Consider the following 23870-nt stretch of genomic DNA (forward strand, 5'->3'; position numbering starts at 1 on the left):
TATCCAAAAACGTTTTTGGTATCTTTTTGAGTTTAGACAGGCTGCGTTGAAAATGTAGTTTTTGGTATTAGTCAGGAAATAGCAAAACTTCCCATACCAATCGAGGAGAGGCCATTTTTAACAGAGAGTTTTTGGCATCTTCCAGTTTCAACAGCCAATTTTGATCACTGAGAAATTCCTTCCAGCAATATTGCAGGTAATCTATCAGCCATAGTTGTTGATGAAAATCTAATTGCATTTCAATATCTTTGGCAATACTTAACGCTGTTAACAGATTGCTAGGAGGTTGAATTAGTTGTTGCAAAATTGATTGTGGGATAGATTGGAGTTGATCATGATGAGCGATCGCTATTCCAGGAGAACCACCCGCAAACTGTATAACATTTGGGTGATTGAGAATTTCAGAACGTCCCACATTTTCTAAAACTGTCGTCATTTGGGCGTTGTTTAGTCGCTGGAAAGGAATCAGTTGACAACGGCTGGTAATTGTAGCCAGTAACCTTTGGGGTTGGGATGAAATGAGGATAATAGTGCCGGATATTGGCTCTTCCAAAGTTTTCAGGAGTGCATTAGCAGCAGTGGGTGGCATTCTTTCAGCATTTTCTACCACGACAATTTTGTAAGGTGCAATTAGAGGGGAGGTAGCCAGAAATTGGGTGATTTCTCGAATCTGCTCAATTCTAATTTGGGATGGAGTTTTTCGCAGTACCCTAGAAGCTGCTATTTCACTTTCACTTAACAACTGTTTTTGGTGTAGGTATGTTGGTTCAACCCATAAAATATCAGGACAATTAGCTAGGTTTTGGATGTTGAAAATTTCAGCGATAAAGCATTTCGCAGCTAAAGATTTTCCTACTCCGTCTGCTCCAGCAAACAAATAAGCGGGGACAATTCGGTTGTGTGTAATTGCACCTTTGAGTAAAGATACCGCTAAATTTTGGCCAATGATTTTTGATAACTGCCAGTTTTCTGCAATTGGCTGTGTAGATTCGGAATCTATACTTTGAGAAGGTTCAGAAACAGAAAGGTCTGTTGTGAGATGAAGTAGATCAAGTTGCTTCATTTTTTGAGTTTTGGAAATTGTTGATTAGACATCTCCAGAAATTTAATTTACATCCAACAACCGGAGCTTTTTAGGTTAAATTTCCGGGGTGTTTATTGCAGTTGCAAGAAGTAGTACCTACGAGCAAAGTTTGATAATTTGAGTTTGCAAGGCGAGTTTTTCATCTACACCAGATTTGAGCATTAGCTCTAGTTCTAACAGCATTTTCAAACTATTTTTCAGCTTGTTTACACAACAATTAGCAACCTCTTGGCGGATGTAATACAAGCGTTTGGGATTTTTCACGTCTGCAAGTTGGGCGATCGCATTCTCATCTTGACACCCGGTGATGATCATCTGTTTGACTGTTAGCCAAGTGCGAAAGGTAGTAGTCAGGGTAGCGGTAATCTTTAAAGCTGGTTCGTTACAGTTAATTAAGCGTTCAATAAATTCTAATGCTTGAGCAATGTTATTTAAGCGAATGGCGTTGGCTAGTTGTAAGCTATTAGCAGCACTTTCTGAGACTAATTCTTTCACCATATCCCCATTGACTGTTTTACCCAAAGCATAGATTTTGAGCTTTTTTAGTTCGGTAAATATCAGTCGTGTATGATTGCCTGTGTAATCAATTAATACTTTGTAGGCATCGCTAGTGAGTGTTACACTTACTTCGTCAGCTAAGGTACGAGCTTGCTGTATTAATGCTTGGGTTTGCCATTGGGGAATGAGAGGAAATTCTTTTACCTGTGCGTACTCCAGTAGGAGTTTGACTGATTTATTTCTCGCGTCAGGTTTGTGAGTGTTGGTGATAACGAGGGTATTGGTTGAGGGAATTTTGGGGAGAATGGACTCCAACTGCAACAAAATTTCTTTTGAACAAACTCCCAGTAATGTGCTGTTGGGCAAATGTACTAATCTTCCTCCACTCCCAACAGGTGGTGTCATGAGATCGGATAATGCTTGAGGAATGGTTTCTTTAGATTCTGGGGAGTATTCTGTATAGTTGAAGTTTGTCCATTGTTGATCTAGAGTGTGGGTTTTTAGTTGTTTGATGGTGCGATTTAGGAAGAATTCGTTTTCACCAAAGTATAAGTGTGTTGGCATGGTGGTACGGCAATTGTATTGTCGTACATGAGCGTTAGCTCTAGCTCTCTTATCTGAGGATTTTCGGTAATGTCTAGTGTGTTGTAAATATTTCTAACTTTACACTAAAAACAAAATGTAGGATGGTACTGTTATTGTGGCTAATTGTCATATATCTTTATTTGAGATAAAACTACTCACTACTATGCAAGATTCTTCTATCATCACCTATAAGTTTACTGTAAATATAGTTTCAGGGCAGTTAAGAAGCAAGAGATATGAGGGACATTTTACCTATGACCAATCCCAGTTAAATTGTAATGGAGATGAAACTATCGAGGTCTTAGAAGCGCAATTTAGATATCAAGGTGTAACCTATACCGAATCTAGTTTTGATGGACTACCAAAAGTTTCATTCAAAGATGGTGAATTTCAACATTTCATTGCTACTGGAGGCTCTATAAAACGCCGATTTGGCTTTAATGACGGATTTAATCGTTCGGCATTTGGTCGTCCTGACGAGGCTTTTGTGAGAGAGGGAAAAGATTATTTTGCTTATCTCGATCCGGATACTTATGTAGAAGGTGCTGGGAGAGTTACATACATTAAGCAATTGGAGTCGCATACAACAGATCAAGCCACTTCAAATGACCTAAGAGTAAAATTAACTGAACTGGAAAAACATTTAAAAGCTGAACAATGGAAACAAGCAGACTCGGAAACAGGTAGGATCATCCTTGAGATAGCAGGTCAACTAGAAAGAGGTTGGCTGACTGATGATGATATTGAAAATTTTCCTAGTGCTGAATTGGTTGCTATTGATAAACTTTGGCTAAACCATAGCGAAGCACGCTTTGGTTTAAGTGTCCAAAAACAAATCTGGCAAGAGGTTGGAGAAGACTATTTGGAATTATGTGATCGTGTTGGCTGGCGATTGGAAGACGATTGGTTAGATTACGAAGACTTAGAATTTTCCAAACAAGCACCAATGGGTCATCTCCCGTTTGGAGGTATTTGTATAGCGGATGAGGAGAATTGGATTAATCAATTACCGTTTAACCTGCCATTGTGGGTATCAAGATCAGAACCCTTTATGGGACGTTTGTATGAAACACGCTCTGGTGTAGAACTCTTAAAAAGTCTTCTTTTTCGTACTCTTTTAGACAGTACAATTCTTTAATTTTTTCACACAAATATCAAGATAGTAAAATACAGGAGCAAATAATGGCAAAAGAGATGAAAGATATAATTGTCCTGATACCAGGCATTATGGGTAGTATTCTACAACTCAAAAAAGGTAAAAAACTATGGGATACTAGTAATATTATTTGGGCAATGTCAGGTTTAAATGATAATTTGCAAAACCTAAAAATTCAAGGAGAAGATGACTACCTTAGAGATGATTTAGAAGATGGAGTTCAAGCAACTGGTTTAATAAGAGTTCCTGGTGTAATTGGTGGATTGATTAAAACTGATGATTATTCATCCATCTCAAATTTAATTACTGAAGAATTTAATGTAACAAAAGGAGAAATACATGATAACAACCCCGCTAATTTTTTCGAGTTTCCCTACGATTGGCGACGTGATAACAGAGTTGCTGCACGAAAATTGCAACAGCTAATTGACAAACGCTTACCGCAGTGGCGTGAAAAAACTGGTAATGAGAAGGCTAAGGTAATTATTCTAGCTCACAGTATGGGAGGTTTAGTTGCTCGTCATTATTTAGAAGTATTAGAAGGGTGGCAAAACTGTCGTGCTTTGGTAACTTTTGGTACTCCTTATAGAGGAGCAGTTAACTCAGTTAATTATCTAGCTAATGAGCAGAGACTAGGATTTGCTGATCTCACAGATATAGTCCGTTCATTTACTTCGGTTTACCAATTAATACCAATATACCCGATGGTTAAAATTGGCGAAAACTACCAGCAAGTAGCTGAGACACAAGGAATTCCTCATCTTGATAAAAAACGGGCTGAAAAAGCTTTGGCATTCCATCGAGAAATTGAGCAAGCTGTAGAGAAACACCAAAAAGATGCTCAATATCTAAATTTCAAAGATAGCTATCAAATAATACCTTTTGTTGGTTGTAGTCAAAACACTTTTCAATCTGTTGAACTTGTTGACGGAAAAATACAAACCAGCTATGAATTACCAACAATAAATAATCAAAAACTTGATATTGCATTAGCTGAAGGAGATGGAACTGTACCTCGCCTATCAGCAAGTCCTATAGAACTAGATGGGAAATTGGCCGCAAGATATATTGTAGACACACATAGCTGTTTACAGAGTAACTTGCAAGTTTTTGATGATCTGAGCAGACTCCTTGAAGATATGCAAAATACAGAGAAACCACCAATCAGGGGTGGATTGAGATCTGAACTAAACCACCGTGCAACTATTAGTCTTAATATTGATGATTTGTATGTTACCAGTGAACCTATTGAACTGCGGGCTAAAATCTTGAACTTAAATACAAATATTGGTGTGCTTCAAGCCACAATTACTCCTGTGGAAGCGAATAAAGAACCAATCCAATTAAATTTTAAACAACAGGATGAGCAGTGGGTATTGACAATTGATAAACTTTCACTAGGGTTGTATAGATTGGAGGTAGAAACAAGTATGAAGAATCCTTTATGTCCAACACCTGTAAAAGACGTTTTTGTAGTTATATAATTAAATAGGGGTATTTTGTATGACAAGGGAAGCCTGGCTTAAATCTGATGAAAAAGGTTTAGCCCGTTACGTTCATAAAGAGGCTGGCCAATTTTTACCATTTTCTCAAAATCAATTAGATTTGTTGAAACAACCTAATGGTCGTCATCTATTAATTGAGGTTATATATAATACTTTGTGCAACCTAAGTATACAGTATGCTCTGGAAAAATATGATCAATCAAATGATACACAACAAATTATACGTGAACCAAGTGAAATTATAGGTAATATTCGTCAAGGCACTTGTCTGGATCTAGCAGCTTTTTTCTGTGGAGTATGTTTAACTTATGAATTACTGCCACTTTTAATTATAATTAAAGGTCATGCATTAGTAGCTGTATCTTTGAATCACGGGTTCGGAGATTACAAAGCCCGTCAACGAAAAGAATATGATAAATTATTCAAGAGAGGATCAGGATTGCTATCCCTTACTGACAGCAATAACCTTACAAATTTTATTAACTTAGTTGATTCTGGTCAATATCTTTTCATAGAATGTACTGGCTTTGCCCAAAGTGATAGTTTAAATTCAGCAACCCCAGAGGGATCTGATAGAATTAATGGATTTTTAACTTTTGAGCAAGCTATTATCGCAGGTCGTAAACAATTTGAGCCAGAAACAAATCGACCTCCACAATTTGCATTAGATATTGCTGTAATATATCACGAAGAAAGTTGGCAACCTTTGCCAATTAGTCTTCCAGATATGGATTCAGAAATTGGTAAAGCGGTGCTTCTTGAAAAGGATGTCAAGAATTTTTTTAGTATTATTTTAAACAATATAGAAACTGATTTGAATAGATTAAAGAATAACTCCGATATTGAATCCCAGGAAAAGTTCCGATATATTCCTATTCAAGTGACTTCGGAAAGAATTTCTCAACCTCTAGTGGAAACCCCTTTGATATATGGTGAACACGCAACAGAACTCAAAAGGATCTACGCCTATAAAGGCTTTGATAACGAACTGGCACAGCGTTACAAAGTAAATTGGGAAGAGGCAAAGGCAAAAGAAGATTACAAAGTGATCATGGTTCTTGCCGATCCAGGTATGGGAAAATCTACATTATTAAGGATGGATGCTTGGAACACTGCACAACAACAAAAAGATAATTTGGGTATAATTACAATCATAAATGATGAGGATTTGAACTTTCCGATTCTTCTAAGACTATCGCAAATAGCAAAAAAATTAAACGAAGATAGCCAAATCATCAATCTAATTCCAACACTTATCGAAAAAATATCAAACCTACCAAAAGAAGTATTTCCTATATTAAATAAAAATTTGAAAGATGGAAAATGCCTTGTTTTTTTGGATGCTTTGGACGAAGTACCACCAATATACCGAGATAGATTAAAAAGAAAGTTAAATGATTTTGCTTCAATTTATTCAGGTAAAATTATTTGTACATCCCGAATTGTCGGTTATGATAAGATTTTTTTCAATAGTAATAGTAATAAGGTAGTTGAAGTTGAAATTGTACCGTTTGGTCAAAACCAAATTGAACAATATATTAGCTGGTTTATTAATGACAATTTGCTAGTAGAAAGATTAATTAGCGAACTGCGTAATAAACCTCAAATAATGGGACTAGCTCAAAATCCACTGCTATTATCTTTGATTTGTAATATGTATAACAAACCTAAGCCTCCAAGTCTTCCTGCAAAGCGTACTGAAATTTATCGCCAAACTATAAATAATTTCATGTCGACAGAATGGGATGAAGAACGAAAAAAAGAAGTAGATATCGTAGATAGTGATACAAGAAAAGAAGCAAAAGTCAAATTATTGTCGGAAATTGCTTATAATTTATCTAGCAATAGCAACGATAATATTCATTTTGATGAACTCAATGGGGTTATTGAGCAAGTTTTAAACAATGAAGATAATGAAATAAAATCTGATTTAAACGATTCAAAACCAATAGACTTAATTAGGGAACTATCAGAGAAGGATGGCATTCTGCAAAAAATGGAATCAGAAGAAAACGATGAAGAAAGTCATTATCTATTTTTGCATCGAACTTTTCAAGAGTATTTCACAGCTTTGTATTTAGCAAACGATGAAAATCTTATAGAGGAAGCAATAAAACATATTTGGCAATACGAATGGCATGAAACTTTAACTTTATTGACGGGATTGATAGAAAAGAAACTAAAAGCAGTAGCATTTATCAAATCTATCAAGGAGCAAAGAGATGATATATTCTATACTTTGAAGTTATTAGCAGGTAGATGTCTTGCTGAACGTAAATTGGATGATAGCGACTTGGTAGAAGACATCTATCACTTCTGGCACAAATTTCCATCTGCTAACTTCATTCGCTCGACTGTTGTAACTATCGGGCAAGTAAATTCGCAGATGTTCAGGATGTTGAAAGAAACTCTTGAAAATACCAACGAAAGTGAACAAGTGAGAAGCGAAGCAGCATTAGCTTTGGGCGAAATTCGCAACTCAGAAGCCATACCAGCCTTGAATGCTACTTTGAAAAGTTCTAATCCCCGTCTAAAAAGACAGTCTGCTTTGGCTTTAGGTGACATTGGCACTTCGGATGCAATTAAGCTATTAATCGAATGCTTCAAAGACCCATCCTATGTTTCTAGTTTTCAAAGTCTATATGGTAACAATAAAGAGTATGAGATATGCTCTGCTTTGGCTATAATTGGCAACCGCGAAGTAATAGAAGAATTAATCAAATTTCTGAATAACAAGGAAGAAGACATTAACTATAGAATTTCGGCAGCCAAGACTTTAGCCAAGATCGGTAATGAAACAAGACAAGAAAACGACAAAATACAAATAATAGAAGCGATTGTTAATGCCATCAATGAAATCAGTGGCTACATTCTTAACAAAGATGTCCAAGGATTTCAAGAAAAGTTGATATGGGCTTTGAGTGAAATCAGTAACGAGAAAGTTATGAAATACTTAATCAAAGTTCTGAACGACAAACAGAAAAATATTCAAACTAGAACAACGACAGCAAGAGCTTTGGGTAAGATTGGCAGTTCAGAAGCAGTGCAAGCCTTAATCACAACCTTCAATGAGGAAAATGACTCTGATACTGACATTAATGACATTAGAACAACGACAGCAAGAGCTTTGGGTAAGATTAGCAGCCCAGAAGCAGTACAAGCCTTAATCAAAGCTTGCGAACATACAAATAAGTTCGTAAAATCGTCAGCACTTAAGGCTTTGGGTGAGATCGATAACTTGAAGGTAGAGGAAATCTTGGTAGATACTAAAAACAACCACCAGAATGAGAAAGTTAGAAACAAGGCTGAATTAGCTTGGAAAAATATTCAGAGTAAAAAGAACAGTAATAGTAATGAGCCAGCCCCAACTAATTCAGCTACTGGTATTGATATTAATATGCTTCCAAAGATAATCGCTGATATTGATACTTCTAATACTGTATACATTGATAAAATCCGAAATCAAGCGAAAGAGGATTTGCGTAGGTTTAATAATCCTGAAGGGGCTTCATACTTAACTGAAGTTCTCAAAAAGACAAAGTGCAGTGAATTAAAAATTGAGGTTTCTTTTGCTTTGGGTAGAATAGGAAAAGGTAACGAGCAAGCAATGGAAGCATTAATTTTAACTCTCAAAGACAATAACAGGAACGTTATAAGAGCAGTAGTATCGGCTTTGGAGGAATGTTCTACAGAAAAGACTTTAAGAAGACTCATAGAACTCTCTCACACTGAAGTAAACATTTATGACCCTGACGTATTTTACTTAGCAAGGAAACTAGCAATTAAGTTCAACCAATCAAAAGTAGATTTCATTCCTGTTTATCCTGAATTGGTCTCAACTCAGCAGTAAACTCCCCACTCAAAACAAACTCAACTGCTTTCCCACATCACCTTGAGGCTCAACAACCGAAAGTAACTCATCTCGTTTTTTAGCCATCAACTCCAAATAATACCCACTGGAATAGGCTTCAGAATTAGTCAACCCCAAAATTCCTTGATAAAACGTCACAACATCCCCAGTATTACCCAGAACCAAAAGAGCCTTTTCACCTTTCTTAATTTTCCGAGTAACCTGTAACTGTTCTACAGGAAAATCACCAGCACGAATAACCTTGGTTAATTCCTGGTAATATTGTTCTGCCTTAGTCTTTGACAGAAGATATTGTGTCAGGTAGTTCAAAGGAAACTCCTTTTCTAAACGAGAACGGTCTCTTTTCCGCCATGAACCCTTAGTAGTAATTTTACCATCTTCATGCCAGAGAATATAATTCTTAGCTCCTCTAGAGGGAACAAACATCGCTTGAGCAAGAATTTCCAACTCAATTTTGATACCAGTAGGTAAAGCATTTTGCAGCTTTTCAAATATCAGCAGAGGTTCAGAGTGGGAGAAGAACACACCATCAGTATCACTTTCAACCTGGATACCTCCCGCTTTTTCAATCACATCAATCATGAATCGCAGAATCCGTCTCCCATAAGCTGTAACCAGTGCAGCAGCTTCCATATCGTTAAAACCAACACCAGAAGTCCCATAAAAGCCAAACAACGAGTTGATTAACACTTTGAGAGCAGCTTCAGCTTGTTTAGCAGCTAAATCTCCAGCTTTTCCTAATTCCTTGAGTCTGAGTCGTTCCCTGGTGAGATAATCGAGAATACTTAACCCCACTCGTTGCGTATCCTTGCGGGAGCAAATCCCATATTTAAGCATAATGCTGGGATACAGACTGGAAACATCAATTTTGGCAATGTGTTTGTGTAAACCTGGTATAGAAATTACCAGTCCCCCCTCAAATTTCAACTTCGGATCAGCAGTTGGTTTGTAACCTGGATATTGTCTTTCTAAAACTCGCTGCCATTTAGTACCATTACCAGTAAGCGATAATTGTTGTAAGTTCATACCTGGTACTATCAGCGATTCATAGTAATAGGAAGGAACTAATTTATCAGCAATTAATTTCGTATCTTCCAAGTCATAAATTAGGTATTTTCTGATTTGTTCCCATCCTTGAGAACCTGCACCTTCACTCCAACAATGTTGAATTTCTTGGGGAGTTAAAACTAATCTAGCAGATTCTCGCAATCCCATTTCTATGACTGCACTTTTTAGGGAATGTTGATATAATGCTTTATTGACAAAATCCCATCTCAGGACGCAAATATAAACATCAATATGTTGGCTGTTGCTGATGAATATTTCGGAAATATTCATAGGTTTACCAAATACCTGTGCTGTTTTGATAATTCTCAATTGCTGAGAAATAGTAAATGGATGAGATATGTTATTAAGTAGGCATCTAGTAATGATAAATGGAAAATCAAAATCTGTACCGTTGTATGTGAGAACTACATCAGGAGAAATAGACTGAAAATAGGAAATAAATTGGCAGAGTAATTTTGATTCATTTTCATCCATGAATACAAAATACTCCCCCAATTTATTCATACAACCAATAGCGAAAATTCTATCTTTACTAGGAATTAGCCCTGAAGTTTCAATGTCAACAACCATTTGCTTCAGGGCATTGTAAGGTTTGATAGTCTGTAAAGGTTGCCAAGAGCGATAAACTGTATTCTCTGTGTAGAAAATATTTAATTTATCTTCTGACACAGTAATTTGATTACCGCTTTTGCTGACAAAAAGACGATGATTGTAATCAGTGTTCATTTTTGGTGTTGGTTACTTACCAATAGTTCCTATCTTTTGCATTTTGAAAAGTGCAGAATTGATTTCCAGTAAATATTGTGGTGACGGGTACTGAGATAAGAAATAGTGAAAGTCGTCTAAATGTGTAATCGTCAGTTCTTGAGGTAAGATTTTTCCTTGAACATTCAGGAGAATTTTCGGATGTTCACGCCATTCACAGGTTGTTATTTTCAACAGTTGGTAAATCACAGAATTGATGTGGAAATTGTAAGAGGATACCGGGTGATTTTTGATAAATTCACATAATTCTTCTAAAGTGTTTAAACTTTGTGTACATGATTCCCCACTTTTAGATTGACAAGATATTTGCATGACTATTACTCCAATGGTAACAAATAATTTGAAATAGATAGACTGAGTTATTACGAATAACTAATTGCTCCTTTTCTTTTGAAAAATACTGATTGAATGAACCACGTTCGCGAAGCGTCCCGTAGGGATAGACGCGAAGAACACGAAGGAAGAGGGAAAGAGAAGAAGACAAGAGAAAAGGAAAGAGATAGGTAAACCTTTAATTGATACAGCATATTTCATTCAAAAGAGGTACAAGCTTAAATAATCAAACTCTTGTGGTGCGGGCATCTTGCCCGCTAAATGTGTACCTAATTTCTTCAAAAACTGCTGTAAATATCTATCGAGAAGACGCTAATTGTTGTACAGTTTCCACCCAAACAGGAGCTTTCTTTCCATTGACTGGAATCAATGAATTCCAATATTCTTGCAATGATTCAACCCACATTCCGCACCCTGATCTGGCACATAGAGAAATTACGGAAATAAGAAAGGAAACTGAGCCTAAAAAATCACATATTAGCGAAAAAATACATTGTTGAAAAAGAAAAATACCAAAAATGCCATCAAAACCCATTCTCAATAAGGAGCAATAAGAATGAATACTACCAAGAGGAGTCAATAGATAAATAAAAGAAGATATTTAAGATAGAGATTATAAATTAGACTAATAAGTTGAAGCAAAAAACAAAATTGTAGACATAGTAAACTTGAGCTATAAATCAAAGAAATTAGCTCATTTTCACTCATAGAAATTAAATTAATAGAGATAATAATTAGGTGAATAATTGATAGTAACGTAAACAATCATCTGGTAAAAGACGCAAGATAAAATCTCTGTCTTTATTCCAATTAGAAATATGTTCCTCCTGATTGAGTGTAACCAAATGAATACACTGAAAGCATTGAAAAATCCAGCGTAAAGTAGGGCGGTCAGTTGCTTTACCTAATTGATTTTTAATGGTTGATTTAGACTCTTTTAGAGCATTTCTAATTTGACGTTGAGCCAAAGTATAAACCAGTAGACATAAACCCATAATCATTCCCAGAGACTCTATTCTTTCAGGACTTTTGAGGAAAATACTGTCGGCAAAAAATAATGGGTCTTTGAGAAAACCAAACCCTCTTTCACATGACTGCTGGGCTTTATATTCACTGAGCATAGAATCATCACTAAGTTCCTTTGAATCTAAAACATTCGTAGCAATAATAAACCGCCCTGCACTCAGCAATTCTGTATTAATCTTACTTTCATCTTCGGAAACTGTAGCTGATATTTGGTAAGATATTTCTTGTGGAAAATCTTTGGTCTTAGATTTGACTTGAGTAACCTTACTTTCGTTAATTTGGTGATATTTAAACTGTTTTGATAATTTTGATAATGCCTTGATAGCATCTGCTTCACAAGCAAATTCTTCTTGTGATAACTTTTTCAATTCTTGTACAGCTTTTGATTCTGCTTTGGTAATTTTTTGGGTGAGCTTACGCAGGTCTGATTCTCTTCTTTCTTGACTTTGCACTACTAGCCATCTTTGTTCTATTCCTGCATAATTTTCTGTTTTCGATGTTAATTTATATCCTGGTATTGTACTATCAATAAATTCTGATTCTGGGATTGTTGATATTAATGATTTTACGGCTTTTATGCTTAATGGTACTCTACATAACCAGCGTAATTCTGACATCATTTTTAGGTTTGGTTCTGTATATAAAGCCGAGTCAGCAACGATGAGACTATTAACTTCTAATTGTTTTTGATATTCTACTGCTATTTTACCAAAGCATGATGAGTCAGCTTGATTTCCTGATGCTAGTTTCAAAAATATGGGGATGTCTCCATCTCCTGAACATATCATTTCTATGATAAACTGTTTTAGGTCTGGTCTGTGGTCACGAGAATAACCATAGGTGATGGTGATTTCTTTGGGTGATTTTACTGCTAATTCTTCTAATTCTTGGTTATCTCCTACTTTTTGACTCTCAAATATTACTTCTGGTAAGCTAGTGTTATACAGCCCATGTACGTGCATTGATGATGAGTCTAGATGTGAGGTTGATAGTGATACTCCAAATCTTTGTGCTGCTTTTAAGGCAATGATAAAAAATATTGTATCTAATCCTTTGATAAATAGTTTATCCATGACTATCCCCAGTTTATCGTCGTTGAGATATTCTGGTTTTATTCCTGTTCCTATTAGATGTTCACAGGCTATTGTTTCAAAATATTCGGGAAACATATATAACGGTTTGGAGACAAATCCTAAACCGTTTATTATCATGGCTTTTACTACTTGACCTGCATTTACTTTTTCGCCTTTTTCGACTCCTATTAATTCATTTATTATTTCTACTATTCCTATCGCGTCTATTATTCCTGCTACTATCCCTAGATGGTCTATGTTCTGAATTTCTATTTCTTGAGGTTTTAATTTCACAACAGCTTCCTCTATTACTTCTGTTGTGATTTTCTCATTTATTGTTTTGTTATCAATTCATTTTTTTCCTATTGAATCTTCTCTCTGTGTCCCGTTACGAAGTTTCACTTTCTCACTCCATACCCAGCTTAATACTATTTACTCTCATTAAGCCTCTTAACTTTTAAGTTACCTTTAGTTATTATGTACTACTTTAATGGCTTTTTTGATCTGTGACAGTTGAGGGTGCGGAATGTGGGATTCAATACTCATATTTGGTAACTTATGTTGCGCCCAAACAATAGCATCAGTAGGTGTTTTCCAATTCGTCCAAGGTGGATTTTCAGAAATTGAACCAAATTGATTTGAATTGCTGGAATTAACAGAATTAGCATCAGGTAGTAAACCCAAAATACCAACCTCTAACCATAACTGTGGTTGAGTAGATAATTTGATTTGTACTTCACATTGTCTCAAGTGCTGCTGTCCTGCTAAAATAGTTGTAGTCTCCCAACTTTTAGCTATTTTACACAATTGTTGCCAAGTATCTTCAGTTAACATCACCATTTCTTTACTGCTAGGAGATGTTTTAGCAATCAACATATCTCGATAAAAGCTGGTGAGATTTTGCAGAATTACTAAAGGTTCTTTACCCCATTCCAACAAATTCCGAATAATATTAATTACGGAATCGCTATCATTTTCAGCAATTCTTTCTACTATTGTTAGCAATTCATACTCAGGCACATTTCCCACCATTTCCCATACCCAATTTTGGTCAATGATGATATTTAGTAAACTCAATTGATCCAGTAAACATTGACTATCCCGCAAACAACCAAAAGAAATTTGTGCAATCAAACGTAATGCTTCTGGAGTAATATCAATTAATTCCTCATTCACAATTTGGTTGAGGTGTTGTATCATATCCTCAACACCAATTCTTTTAAAATCGAACCTTTGACAACGAGAAATTATTGTTGCAGGAACTTTGTGAATTTCTGTCGTACAGAGGATAAACACTACATTTTTTGGTGGTTCTTCCAAAGTTTTGAGTAAAGCTTGAAATCCTTGTGAACTGAGGCTATGTACTTCATCTAAAACAAACACCTTGTAGCGACTATTGACAGGTACAATGTGAGTACGATCAATAATTTGTCTGATATTTTCAACACCAGAGTTACTAGCAGCATCTATTTCTACAACATCCAGAGATAAACCTTTGGAGATGTTGGTACAGGAATTGCACAGGCCGCAGGGTGTGGGAGTAGGAAAATCACCATGTTGACAATTGAGAGATTTAGCAAAGATGCGTGCGCTGGAAGTTTTACCTGTACCTCTGGGTCCAGTGAATAAGTACGCCGGGGCAATTCTTTGGGATGTGATAGCATTGGTGAGAGTAGTTGCGATCGCTCTTTGACCAACAAGTTCAGCAAAAGACTGGGGACGATATTTCAGGTGAAATGGTTGGTATGTCATATTTTTCAAAAGTAGATATATTGAATTTCCCCAAGCTCATTTATCATTAATAAACTTGGGGTGTGAGTAATTTTTGGTGTGGTTGTTAAAACAGATTTGATGTAACGAACCACAGAGACACAGAGTACACAGAGGAATTAGGGTTGAAGGGATATTTGCAGAACTTTTGACTGACAAGTATTGAGGTTTGGTTTGCTAAATCTAAACCACTGCAATTTTTGATTCAGTCATTTTATGCAGCAGCGACTTTCTTTTTCCTTCCTCTAGGTTTAGGAGTAGAATTGGCAGAATTTCGAGAATTGGTTTTAGTTTCTGCTGTGTTTTTCTGTAAAGAAGAATCAGATTTCATCACATTATTTTTATCTTTGACATCTTCTTCTGTTTCCACTGCTTCAGCAGCTACATTTATTTTCTCATTCACTTCATTTGTTGAGGAAATATGTTCTGTAGCTACAACTTCCTCGTTATCATTTGCAGCATCTTCTTTCATTGCTGTGCTGTTATTATTAATAAGTTGAACCGGCATCACCAGAATTAATTGATTGAGAATGCCATCAACAGGAGTAATAACCACAGGAGTTGTAGTTTGGTTGATATGAATCAAGACCTCATTTGTAGGTATAAATTTGAGAGCTTGTTCCAGATATTTGATATTAAAACCCATGACTAATTGTTGCTGATAATCATCTTGGGGTTTAATATTCAAAGATTCCACAGCACCAGCAATATCTGAAGATTCAGTAGATAAAGTTACTTGTTGATGCTGGTAATCACAGATAATTTTGACAATCTTATTCTTTTGGTCAGCTACAATTCCCACTCGTTTTAAAGCATGATCCAATAATTTTCTATCAACAATAACTTGATGTTGAAATTGTCGGGGAATTAAAGCTGAATATTTGGGATAATCTCCTTCTAATAATCTGGTGGTAATTTGGATAGTGGGTAAGGTAAACACCGCAATACTATTGTCAATGCTAATAGTACATTCGCTGTTATCTCCTACAGTCCCCAGAATCTTTTGTAATTCTATGAGTGTTGGTTGAGGAATTGTGATTTCTACGGTATTTGAATCAACATTACCTTGTGTAGTTTCTGTTAACTGTTCATCCGTTTCTATTATTCCAGAAACAACTGCTAACCGATGTCCATCTGTTGCTGCTGCTTCCCAACTACTATTAGTAAATTGAAAATGAACTCCAGCTAAAACTTGTTTATTTTCATCATTACTAGCAGCAAATAATGTTGCTTCTAATGCTTGTAATAACTTAATTGCTGGTAATGTAATATTCTTACCTTCAATTTCTGGTAAAGATGGAAATTCTTGAGGACTAACTGTTTGAATGCGACATTTACCGCAAGAGTGAGTAATAATTGCCGCATTATCTACAATTTCCAGAGTAATATCTTGTTTGGGAAGACTAGAAATTACTTGGGTGAATAATTTAGCGGGTAAAGCAATTTTACCTTCTAGTTCTATTCTAGATTTGCATTGAACTCGAATTCCTAAACTTAAATCAAAAGCAGTAACTAAAATTTGTTGTTCTTGCTGGTCAGCAACCAACAATATATTGTTGAGAATAGGATGGTGAGGTTTGTTAGGTACAGCATAACTAACCACAGCGAGGGTATCAGCTAGTTCTTTCTGAGAAATGGTAAATTTCATAATTGTGGGTTCTTTGATGTCAATGAAGTAATGAAATAAGAGGTGCTTAGTTTGTCACTAAACACCTTGATTCAGTCTGTACTTTGTATACAGGACAATTATTTTTTGTGATTCATGTTTGGTAAGTTCCAATTAATCGCTAAAAACCATCAGCATAAAAGTTGTTAGCGTTTTATTACAGATGAAAATTTCTCAATTTTTACGATTTTTCATCTTCTGCTTTGGTTGAAGTGGTAATGTCGTTACAAATTATTGTGTAAATCAATAAAAAAGGTTTGTTTATGAACCTATTTCTAATGTGTGAGATTTGCCGTTATGACATGGAGAAACTGGGATGAGATTATGAGGATTTAACTGTTCAATCTCATCTGTAAGTTGTTGTTGTCGTTGTTGTGAAAGAGATTGATAAATGTGTTGAAGAGCTTTAATAGTTTCTCGTACTTGGTGAAGACAATCAGTATTAAAATTTATTGTCACTGTTTCTCCATCTGCAAAAAATGAACAGGATTGATTATTACCATTGCTGTATGAACTGACATAAGTGTCTTTGGTAATATTGGCCGTAAATGAATGAGATATTTTCATGTTTAGATAGAGATTGTACAATTTTGGGCAAGAAAGTATGATGATAGAATTGACGATGAAAGCGTTTAATGTATACCATATTTCTATGGTTATACACCTCTTTAAAGTTGGGAAAACCTCTCTAAAAAAAGAGATTGTACCTTCTGATTAAAATCATCAAATACTTGGCGCGTAGCGCATAATAAATTAGTGGTTTTTCTTTCAAAAGTTTATTATTTTAACTAATTCTGTTGATTTTGAAACTGGGTTTGTTGGTTTATATCAAGTTCGGCTATTTGGATAATCAACTCTGTTGGTACATTCCAACATTTACATTCCCATTTTTGACTTAATCGTTCTGCTTTTCTTACATAATTAGAGGAATTGGTAGTATTTTCAACTAGCCATTGTTTAAATTGGATTGCTTTTTCTTCAGTTTCAAAACCGAAATATGTGACTTTTCTTTGTCCCAAAGGACTGGTGATAGTAGCAACTCTGGGTGAAAGGATATTGAGAGTCCATCCACTAGCACTAAGTTGTACTCTGATAATGTTGATCATTGGTTTTATCTCTGTGGTTAGTTACAAAGACCTAAAATACATAAAAATAAGAGTTTCAAGGATTTTTGTAAATGTTATAAATAATCTTCTCCCTTGAATTTCTCCAAGGAAGAAGCGCGTCAGCGAAAGTGATTTAATCCTGTAGTGCTAAACTGAAATTGAACGACTTGATGAAATTATTTCGTCATTTGTAAACTTTTGCAGAGAATCTACACAGGTATATAGTGAACGACAAGAACCTGTAGTATTATGAAAATAGCTTGCAAATTTTCTCAAACTTCCAGTTAATGTTAATGCCAGTAAATACTCCGCAGCAATAACAGCTACTTGTTGATTAACAAATAAGCTTTGGCGGTTTCGTGCTTGAATTTCAGCACACGATAAACTTGTTGAATTTGATTCTTCAGGTAATGGGGTTAGCAGTTCTGGATGTTGTCTAGAAGGACTGGGAAGATTAAAACAAAAGTTAGGTTTTTGAAGATTATCAAAAGCAGCTTCTAAGGTAAATTGGTTAGTAGAACCAAGCACTACTTGTCCGGAACTAGAAACAGCATGATTACCGCAATCTAACCACCAAATTTGTGGTAGAGAACCTGAGTAATTTTGGTCTAAGCAACTGCTAATTTCAGCACGCGCAGCAGCATTATCTACGCAACCGATAACAACTGTTAACTTGCGCCATTTGGTTGATACAATCTTTTTTGTGAATGGTTTAGCGATGCCTTCGGCGGGCTTCGCCAACGCCCTAATTTGCACTCCCAATCCTAAACTGTATCTAGCTGCTAGAACTTCCGCTTTGTATAACCCAACCTCAGACTGTTGAAAATTCTGCCGGGGAATGTTTTTGGGTTCAATGATATCTGGGTCCACAACTATACAAGAAGTGGTTTTATTGCTGTTTGCTTCAATCTCCAGCATCAGTCTAGCAACCGACGGAACCAAAAAACCCCCTGTCCCACCAGCACCCACAATTATAAACTCAACGTGATTATGTGCAGGAAGCATAAGCGGGACAGAATGAGCAAAAGATAGGTCTAATTTCATCATGGTGTAATATCTGTGACATCAAATCCATTTTGTAACGGTATTATTCCTTGAATTTTTACCTCTGCGTTCTCTGTGTCTCTGTGGTTATTTACAGCCGTTTTCAACTATTTAAACCACACATTGATTCCTTTGCGCCTTTGTTCCTCTGCGACTCTGCGCGAAACAAAAACTGTGGTTTACCTGAAAATAGCTGTAATCATGTAGATGCTACTGAATTGGATGTGATACAGCTTGGTAAATCAAATACCCAGTTAGCAGGGATGTGCCAAAAGTGGCTGTATGTACCCAACCGAACACAAATATTGGGATTAGTGAAAATCTCACCTAAAACAGCGAAGATTCTAAACTTTCCAGCTTCTTCCTCATCGTCAGTTGCAGAAAATTCTGCGCTCATACTGTGGTGACTGTGTACTTCAATCATCGCAGTCTGATATGATAAGCTGGTTGCCTCTACTGGAGTTACACTGGTAGATGTGGCAGTTTGTTCTGGGGTGTGCAGATGCCACTCCCCGTCCGTAAAGCAGAGATAGAAGAGTATTTCTTGGTGTCCCACATTTTGAGCTAACTGTAAAATTTGCAACGTTAATTTAGCGGAAACCAAGGGATATTGCAGGTGAAAATAAGGTGTAAGATGGGGTAAACCGCGAATACTGCATTGATTGATAGGAAAGCACGCAGATAGTCCTTGACGTGCAGTACGGACAAATACTCCGTTCCCAGCTACCCAGTATTCCATCATTTTGCCTGTTATCGGTGGTAAGTCGGTGCTGGTGGCAAATTGATAATTGATGAGCGCAGGTATAGTCATGAGATAATCTCTTCAATTGCAGTGGTAATGGTTTTGTTACCCCAAGGCACTAAATCCCGTGTGGGGTATCTTTTAGAGTTTTTATGATGTAGTTGATATAGAAGCGATCGCACATCTTCAGGATATAATTTAGACTTACCCTGCACAAAATCTTGATTGAAAGGACTATGCCAAAATAATTGCCACACCTGCATGATATTTTCAGGGGAACAATGGGGAACAGAATTTTCACCAAAACAGATAGAACCGTTCTCCATCACGTTTGGTAAAGGTGCATAAAACAGGGGAGAATTTTGCTTGAATTTCTTAATAGCCCAAATCCAATATTGACGATTATATCCGGCAAATATTAACCCCGGCATAGGTATTTTAAAAGTCGTATTTTCTAAGGAGATGCAATAACGTTGTGGTGGATAAAACTGCACTAACCATTCTCCTTTGTGACATCTTCCCCACCTCACGGTATTTGCTGGTAAATAACCTGAGTCAATGGGTTCAGCAGCAAAAGCTTCTCTCAATGCAGCAGGAGCAATAAATTTGTAATTTGTTGTTTCTCCTTCTTTATAAACTAGCAGATATTGTCCTGGCAGAAATAACAGATGTGCTAGTGTTTCTGCATGAGTAGTTTGGTTGATAATTGAATGTGAGATATCACCAATGTTGAGTTGAGGTAAAACGTTAGCTAGTTCTGTGCTTTGTTCCATAGTTTGACTACCTGTTTTCTATGGTCAATAGAAGATTCAATCCATTCTGAAAATTCTGTCATTTTCTGGCAATATGTTTGGCATAATTGCCATTGTTCGGCTAAATATTTCAGCACTTCTTGTTCCCATTCAAAAGAGACATATTCTGCATGGGTGACATCTAACCAAATACATTCTGTGCTGTGGTCAATGATAGATATGACATCATAAAGTAGAGACAAAGGTGATGTTGTTTGTTGACAAAGTGATGAAAGTTTATCCCAATTGATTTTATCCACAGTCACCAATTTATCAGGAATGAAACCAAAGCAAGAATGCCAATCTTCTTGAGGATGTCCATAACCTATAATTGATAATAGAAATTGTTCTGTGAAACTGAGTTCTTCTAAACTCATTTCCCACCAATCTGTGTTTTGGGAATAAACGGGAATTTCTGTGTATTTTTCTGTGCATCCCCGAAAATCTTCGTGGTATTCTATGGTAAATAGCCACTCATTTACCAGTTCTAAAAACTCAATTTCTATGTCACTGTAAACACTGGGATATGAATGTTGTCTCAAGGGAGTTGTTGAAGATGACCATTCACAGGGGAATAGTTCTTTGTAGAGAATGAGGTAATTAATTTGTTCGCTGATTTCTTCTAAATACCAAATCCCCTCTTGTACAGTTTGGGGAATCTGGTATTTTTTCAAAGATTCAGCAGCCAATTGATATTGAGACTGCATTAGAAGCCGGAAATTGGTATTTGTGAAGGTCTAGAAGGAGATTTTTTGAGAATATTTAAACTCTTCTCTAATTCAGTTTGCCATTCTCTCCCAGTGGTAATTGCTGTTTCAAGTTCATCTTGTAATAACAGCAGGTTTTCGATATTCAAATGACCTTGAATTTCTAACATTTTGATTTGCCAGCTTAATAGTAAAGCTGGGTTAAATTGATGTTCGCTGGTAATTAGAGTCTGGAGGATATCACCTAAACCTTTAGTACCTGCTTTCTTGACCATGCGAATTTGGGTAATTCCGTCTTTATCTGTTCGCGTAATTTCTGCATGAGCAATTTCTGGGTAGAATGGTGTCAGGGCATTGCGGAGAGTTTCGTCAGTAGCTGCAATTTCATCAGCTATGGGTATTTCTTGACCTTCAATCATCAAAATGTAAGGCATATTAAAACAGTGTTAATTGATTAGATGGGTTGGTCTTCTGAGGATTAGTTGGTGGTAAATCAGGAGGATTGACAATTTTGTTATTCTCTGATTGGTTGACAGATATTTTTTGTTTTTGAGCTTCTTTTTGTTGGGTTTTTTCTGCTATTTGTGGTAAAATAGCTTTTAGTTTTGTGAGAACTCCAGCTATTACTGGATACTCCTCAATTTCATGCAGTGTACTAACTTGCATGACTGGTGGTTCTCCTTTGATTCCAGCCGTGATAAACACTTGTCGTAAATCGTGTTGATTTGCTGGTAAAATTTGGATGCCTAAGATGATAGTGTTGCTGTCAAAATCAAATCTATCTTCTTTTTCAAAGGCTACATTAACAACATCAGTTTCTGTGAATGAGGTGGTGACATCAGCATCGTTATCGTCAGCTTCAATATCTGCATCCACAATTTGTTGATTTTCAATTTTTGACATAATTAGTAGTTAGGAAAGATTAGCTAAACGGTGTAAAATCTGCATATTCATACCCCATTTCCTGAAAGATTGCCATTTGTATTCACACTCCCCTGGTGTATATTTAGCTGATAGCTGACTCCATTCGTTCCAAGCAGAAAGCAGGGTAGGATTGACTGATTTCAAAGCCATTCCCACCTTGATCCATGAATCATATTTATCTGCAAAGCGAGGATGAATAATTTCCAGTAGTAACAGTGCTGTTTCTGTATCCTCACCTGTAAATTCTGGATTTGTTGGTAAAAAGTTACTGTTTTTGTGGTAATCTCTTTTTGGTGATTTCGCACGTTTGGTCATCTGTTCGATTACCCAAGATGGTGCGATCGCTATTTCGATCTGGTCAGGACGACAACCACTCAGCCAACGATAATAACCTGTTTGTGGATGAATACTGGGGGGAAGTATTGATGGTAGTTTAGTACCTCTAAATTCTAAAACTTCACCGGGGGCGGTGGTGATTTTGCGGGATTTGAGGTGAAGATGATTGTTACCTGGCAATTTCAGTAAGTATTGCGCTCGTCCTGGTCGTCCTGATGTAAATGCAACTGTGGTCGGTAGTGGTTGATGTGCGATAATTGCTGCATGGGCGCTGTATCCATCACAGTCTATGGCGATTAAAAATTCCTGGGAGTTTTGACCGCAAAGGAGACCTATACCTGTGGGGGTTACTGTGTAAAAACCATGATAGCGGTTTCTGACTGGGACTTTTTCAGATTGTTGGAGTTGGTTCAGCAATGTTTGAGGAGACCAGGGGTGTTGTTCCCATTGATACCCTAATGGTCTTTTTCCCTGAGTGGGGATGATAGGCCAGTGTGGGGGGAGTAGTTTTAGGGTATCAATTAGTTTTTGGGTTTGTGGTTTTTTTCAGCATGGGTTTTAATTTTGATTGGGGTTGCAAAGGGAAGAAAAGTTATTAAACCTAAATAATGTGCTTTTGGTGTATGATTTGCTGCTTGTGCAAAGAGTGAAGTAAACAACAGTAGTTAATTTAGTTGTTGATTTCTTTAGCTAAGTCTGCGTTAGCAGACTTACTATAAAATTCAGTAGATACAGTTGCTTTTATAGCCAAAACTTCAAAAATTGGATACGCTTGGTGAAGGGTATCAGATAGTGGCAATGGAAGTAAAAATTAAAACTCTCACTCCAATCTGGACAGGCGGTATTGAGGCCGGAAAGTGCGATCGCATTCACGAAACCGGACTGCTTGGTAGTCTGCGCTGGTGGATGGAGGTTCTGGTGCGCGGGATGGGGGGTGTGGTCTGTGATCCGACTGAGCAAAAATGCTCATACGATTCCAAGAAGCCTAACAATGGACTTTGTAAGGTCTGCGAAGTGTTTGGCGCAACTGGTTGGAAACGTCAGTTTCGTCTGGAGGTACAGGAGATTGAAATCTCTGATGCACAAATTAAGCATACTATTACAGCAGATCGAACTTATACAAATGATCAAGGTAAGCTAAAATGGTATTTTCGAGATTCTAACCCTCCAAATGCCCCTAAAAATGGCACTTTTATTATTAAAATTCAAAGCTTCAATCCAAAATTCAAGCCTGAAATTATTGCTGGACTAATTCAATTTATTGCTGATTGGTCGGCTTTAGGAGCGCGTTCTCAGATGGGGTTTGGTGTAATTAAAATTGAGTGTGCTGGCATTATTGATACTCAGCCTCTATACGATTGGCTCATTCTCACTAACGGAAGTGAATCTGATAGAAAACTACCTTCGTTACAAAACATTTTTCTTGCAAAAATACATTCTAAAGATTCAAATTTTGATGAAAGAAGTACCTTTGATTTGAAATATGATTTACGACAACTTTTCAGATCAGATAAAAATATACGTCATTTTATTATGGGTACAGTTAAAGGTGATGTTATAGCCGCTAAAGTTAAAATATCTCGACCTTATAAAGATGAAAATGGAAATATAGTAATCCGTGTATGGGGTTATATTCCTCAACAAGCAGATATTTACAATACTATCTGGAATCGAGAAACGGTTGTAGAGAAAATTCATGAACACTTGAAGAATAACCACAATCTAACCCTTTGGCGTGAAATAAACTCAGGTAGAGATTCTGAAACTGGAAAAATGATTGATGAAAAAGCCTTTCTGCAAAGCTTATTAAAAATATAGGA

At 36.5% G+C, this 23870-nt stretch carries 20 protein-coding genes; 4 read left to right on the top strand and 16 right to left on the bottom strand.

The features are described from left to right. Positions 1-67: 67 nt before the first annotated feature. On the bottom strand, positions 68-1063 hold the full coding sequence (locus tag PN497_RS08850; RefSeq protein WP_096573047.1) for a DNA polymerase III subunit delta': 996 nt from the start codon (positions 1061-1063) through the stop codon (positions 68-70). Between the two features lie 117 nt (positions 1064-1180). Then, positions 1181-2146 carry a DNA polymerase III subunit delta gene (gene holA, locus PN497_RS08855; protein WP_096573046.1) on the bottom strand — a complete coding sequence of 322 codons (966 nt, stop codon included), beginning with the start codon at positions 2144-2146 and terminating at the stop codon, positions 1181-1183. A gap of 184 nt (positions 2147-2330) precedes the next feature. Between holA and PN497_RS08860 the strand changes: the two genes are divergently transcribed. Genes PN497_RS08860 through PN497_RS08870 form a run of 3 tightly spaced genes read left to right on the top strand, consistent with a single transcriptional unit; the run spans position 2331 to position 8678 of the window. Further along, on the top strand, positions 2331-3305 hold the full coding sequence (locus tag PN497_RS08860; RefSeq protein WP_096573045.1) for a GUN4 domain-containing protein: 975 nt from the start codon (positions 2331-2333) through the stop codon (positions 3303-3305). A 44-nt stretch (positions 3306-3349) separates the two neighbouring features. Further along, positions 3350-4807, top strand: a complete 1458-nt coding sequence (locus PN497_RS08865) for an esterase/lipase family protein (protein WP_096573044.1) — start codon at positions 3350-3352, stop codon at positions 4805-4807. A gap of 19 nt (positions 4808-4826) precedes the next feature. Then, positions 4827-8678, top strand: a complete 3852-nt coding sequence (locus PN497_RS08870) for a HEAT repeat domain-containing protein (protein ID WP_096573043.1) — start codon at positions 4827-4829, stop codon at positions 8676-8678. Positions 8679-8687: 9 nt separating this feature from the next. Here the strand turns inward: PN497_RS08870 and PN497_RS08875 are convergent, their stop codons facing one another. The 14 genes from PN497_RS08875 to PN497_RS08940 form a co-directional block, all read right to left on the bottom strand. Further along, the gene (locus PN497_RS08875; RefSeq protein WP_096573042.1) at positions 8688-10493 is read right to left on the bottom strand and encodes a DNA polymerase domain-containing protein; all 1806 of its coding nucleotides are present in this window, start codon (positions 10491-10493) and stop codon (positions 8688-8690) included. Positions 10494-10505: 12 nt separating this feature from the next. Continuing rightward, the gene (locus tag PN497_RS08880; protein ID WP_096573041.1) at positions 10506-10844 is read right to left on the bottom strand and encodes a hypothetical protein; all 339 of its coding nucleotides are present in this window, start codon (positions 10842-10844) and stop codon (positions 10506-10508) included. 755 nt (positions 10845-11599) lie between these two features. Then, positions 11600-13258, bottom strand: a complete 1659-nt coding sequence (locus PN497_RS08885) for an IS1634 family transposase (RefSeq protein WP_096573040.1) — start codon at positions 13256-13258, stop codon at positions 11600-11602. Between the two features lie 174 nt (positions 13259-13432). Next, complete coding sequence (locus PN497_RS08890) at positions 13433-14716, bottom strand: DNA polymerase III subunit gamma/tau (protein ID WP_272109952.1); 1284 nt, start codon at positions 14714-14716, stop codon at positions 13433-13435. Between the two features lie 232 nt (positions 14717-14948). Continuing rightward, entirely contained in the window at positions 14949-16382 is a 1434-nt protein-coding gene (gene dnaN, locus PN497_RS08895; RefSeq protein WP_096573039.1) for a DNA polymerase III subunit beta, read from the bottom strand. A 279-nt stretch (positions 16383-16661) separates the two neighbouring features. Continuing rightward, positions 16662-16967 (bottom strand): hypothetical protein, encoded by a 306-nt coding sequence (locus PN497_RS08900; RefSeq protein WP_096573038.1) that lies wholly within the window; start codon positions 16965-16967, stop codon positions 16662-16664. A gap of 221 nt (positions 16968-17188) precedes the next feature. Next, on the bottom strand, positions 17189-17506 hold the full coding sequence (locus PN497_RS08905) for a hypothetical protein (protein WP_096573037.1): 318 nt from the start codon (positions 17504-17506) through the stop codon (positions 17189-17191). A 147-nt stretch (positions 17507-17653) separates the two neighbouring features. After that, positions 17654-18511 carry a ThiF family adenylyltransferase gene (locus PN497_RS08910; RefSeq protein ID WP_272109953.1) on the bottom strand — a complete coding sequence of 286 codons (858 nt, stop codon included), beginning with the start codon at positions 18509-18511 and terminating at the stop codon, positions 17654-17656. A gap of 238 nt (positions 18512-18749) precedes the next feature. After that, complete coding sequence (locus PN497_RS08915) at positions 18750-19361, bottom strand: Mov34/MPN/PAD-1 family protein (protein ID WP_096573035.1); 612 nt, start codon at positions 19359-19361, stop codon at positions 18750-18752. Continuing rightward, positions 19358-20065: a prokaryotic E2 ligase family D protein gene (locus PN497_RS08920; RefSeq protein ID WP_096573034.1), complete on the bottom strand. Its 708-nt coding sequence runs from the start codon at positions 20063-20065 to the stop codon at positions 19358-19360. Before PN497_RS08920 ends, PN497_RS08915 begins: the two co-directional genes overlap by 4 nt. Then, positions 20044-20790: a hypothetical protein gene (locus tag PN497_RS08925; RefSeq protein ID WP_096573033.1), complete on the bottom strand. Its 747-nt coding sequence runs from the start codon at positions 20788-20790 to the stop codon at positions 20044-20046. Before PN497_RS08925 ends, PN497_RS08920 begins: the two co-directional genes overlap by 22 nt. Next, the gene (locus PN497_RS08930) at positions 20790-21224 is read right to left on the bottom strand and encodes a hypothetical protein (protein ID WP_096573032.1); all 435 of its coding nucleotides are present in this window, start codon (positions 21222-21224) and stop codon (positions 20790-20792) included. Before PN497_RS08930 ends, PN497_RS08925 begins: the two co-directional genes overlap by 1 nt. Position 21225: 1 nt before the next feature. Beyond that, the gene (locus PN497_RS08935; protein ID WP_096573031.1) at positions 21226-21693 is read right to left on the bottom strand and encodes a hypothetical protein; all 468 of its coding nucleotides are present in this window, start codon (positions 21691-21693) and stop codon (positions 21226-21228) included. 9 nt (positions 21694-21702) lie between these two features. Further along, complete coding sequence (locus PN497_RS08940) at positions 21703-22572, bottom strand: bifunctional DNA primase/polymerase (RefSeq protein ID WP_334310634.1); 870 nt, start codon at positions 22570-22572, stop codon at positions 21703-21705. A gap of 276 nt (positions 22573-22848) precedes the next feature. Here PN497_RS08940 and cmr1 point away from each other — a divergent pair, with 276 nt between their 5' ends. Continuing rightward, a complete protein-coding gene (cmr1, locus tag PN497_RS08945) occupies positions 22849-23868 on the top strand; it encodes a type III-B CRISPR module RAMP protein Cmr1 (RefSeq protein WP_096573029.1) in 1020 nt (339 codons plus the stop codon). Positions 23869-23870: the final 2 nt, after the last annotated feature.

Origin of the sequence: Sphaerospermopsis kisseleviana CS-549, from assembly GCF_028329225.1 — a bacterium.
Classification (GTDB): domain Bacteria; phylum Cyanobacteriota; class Cyanobacteriia; order Cyanobacteriales; family Nostocaceae; genus Sphaerospermopsis; species Sphaerospermopsis kisseleviana.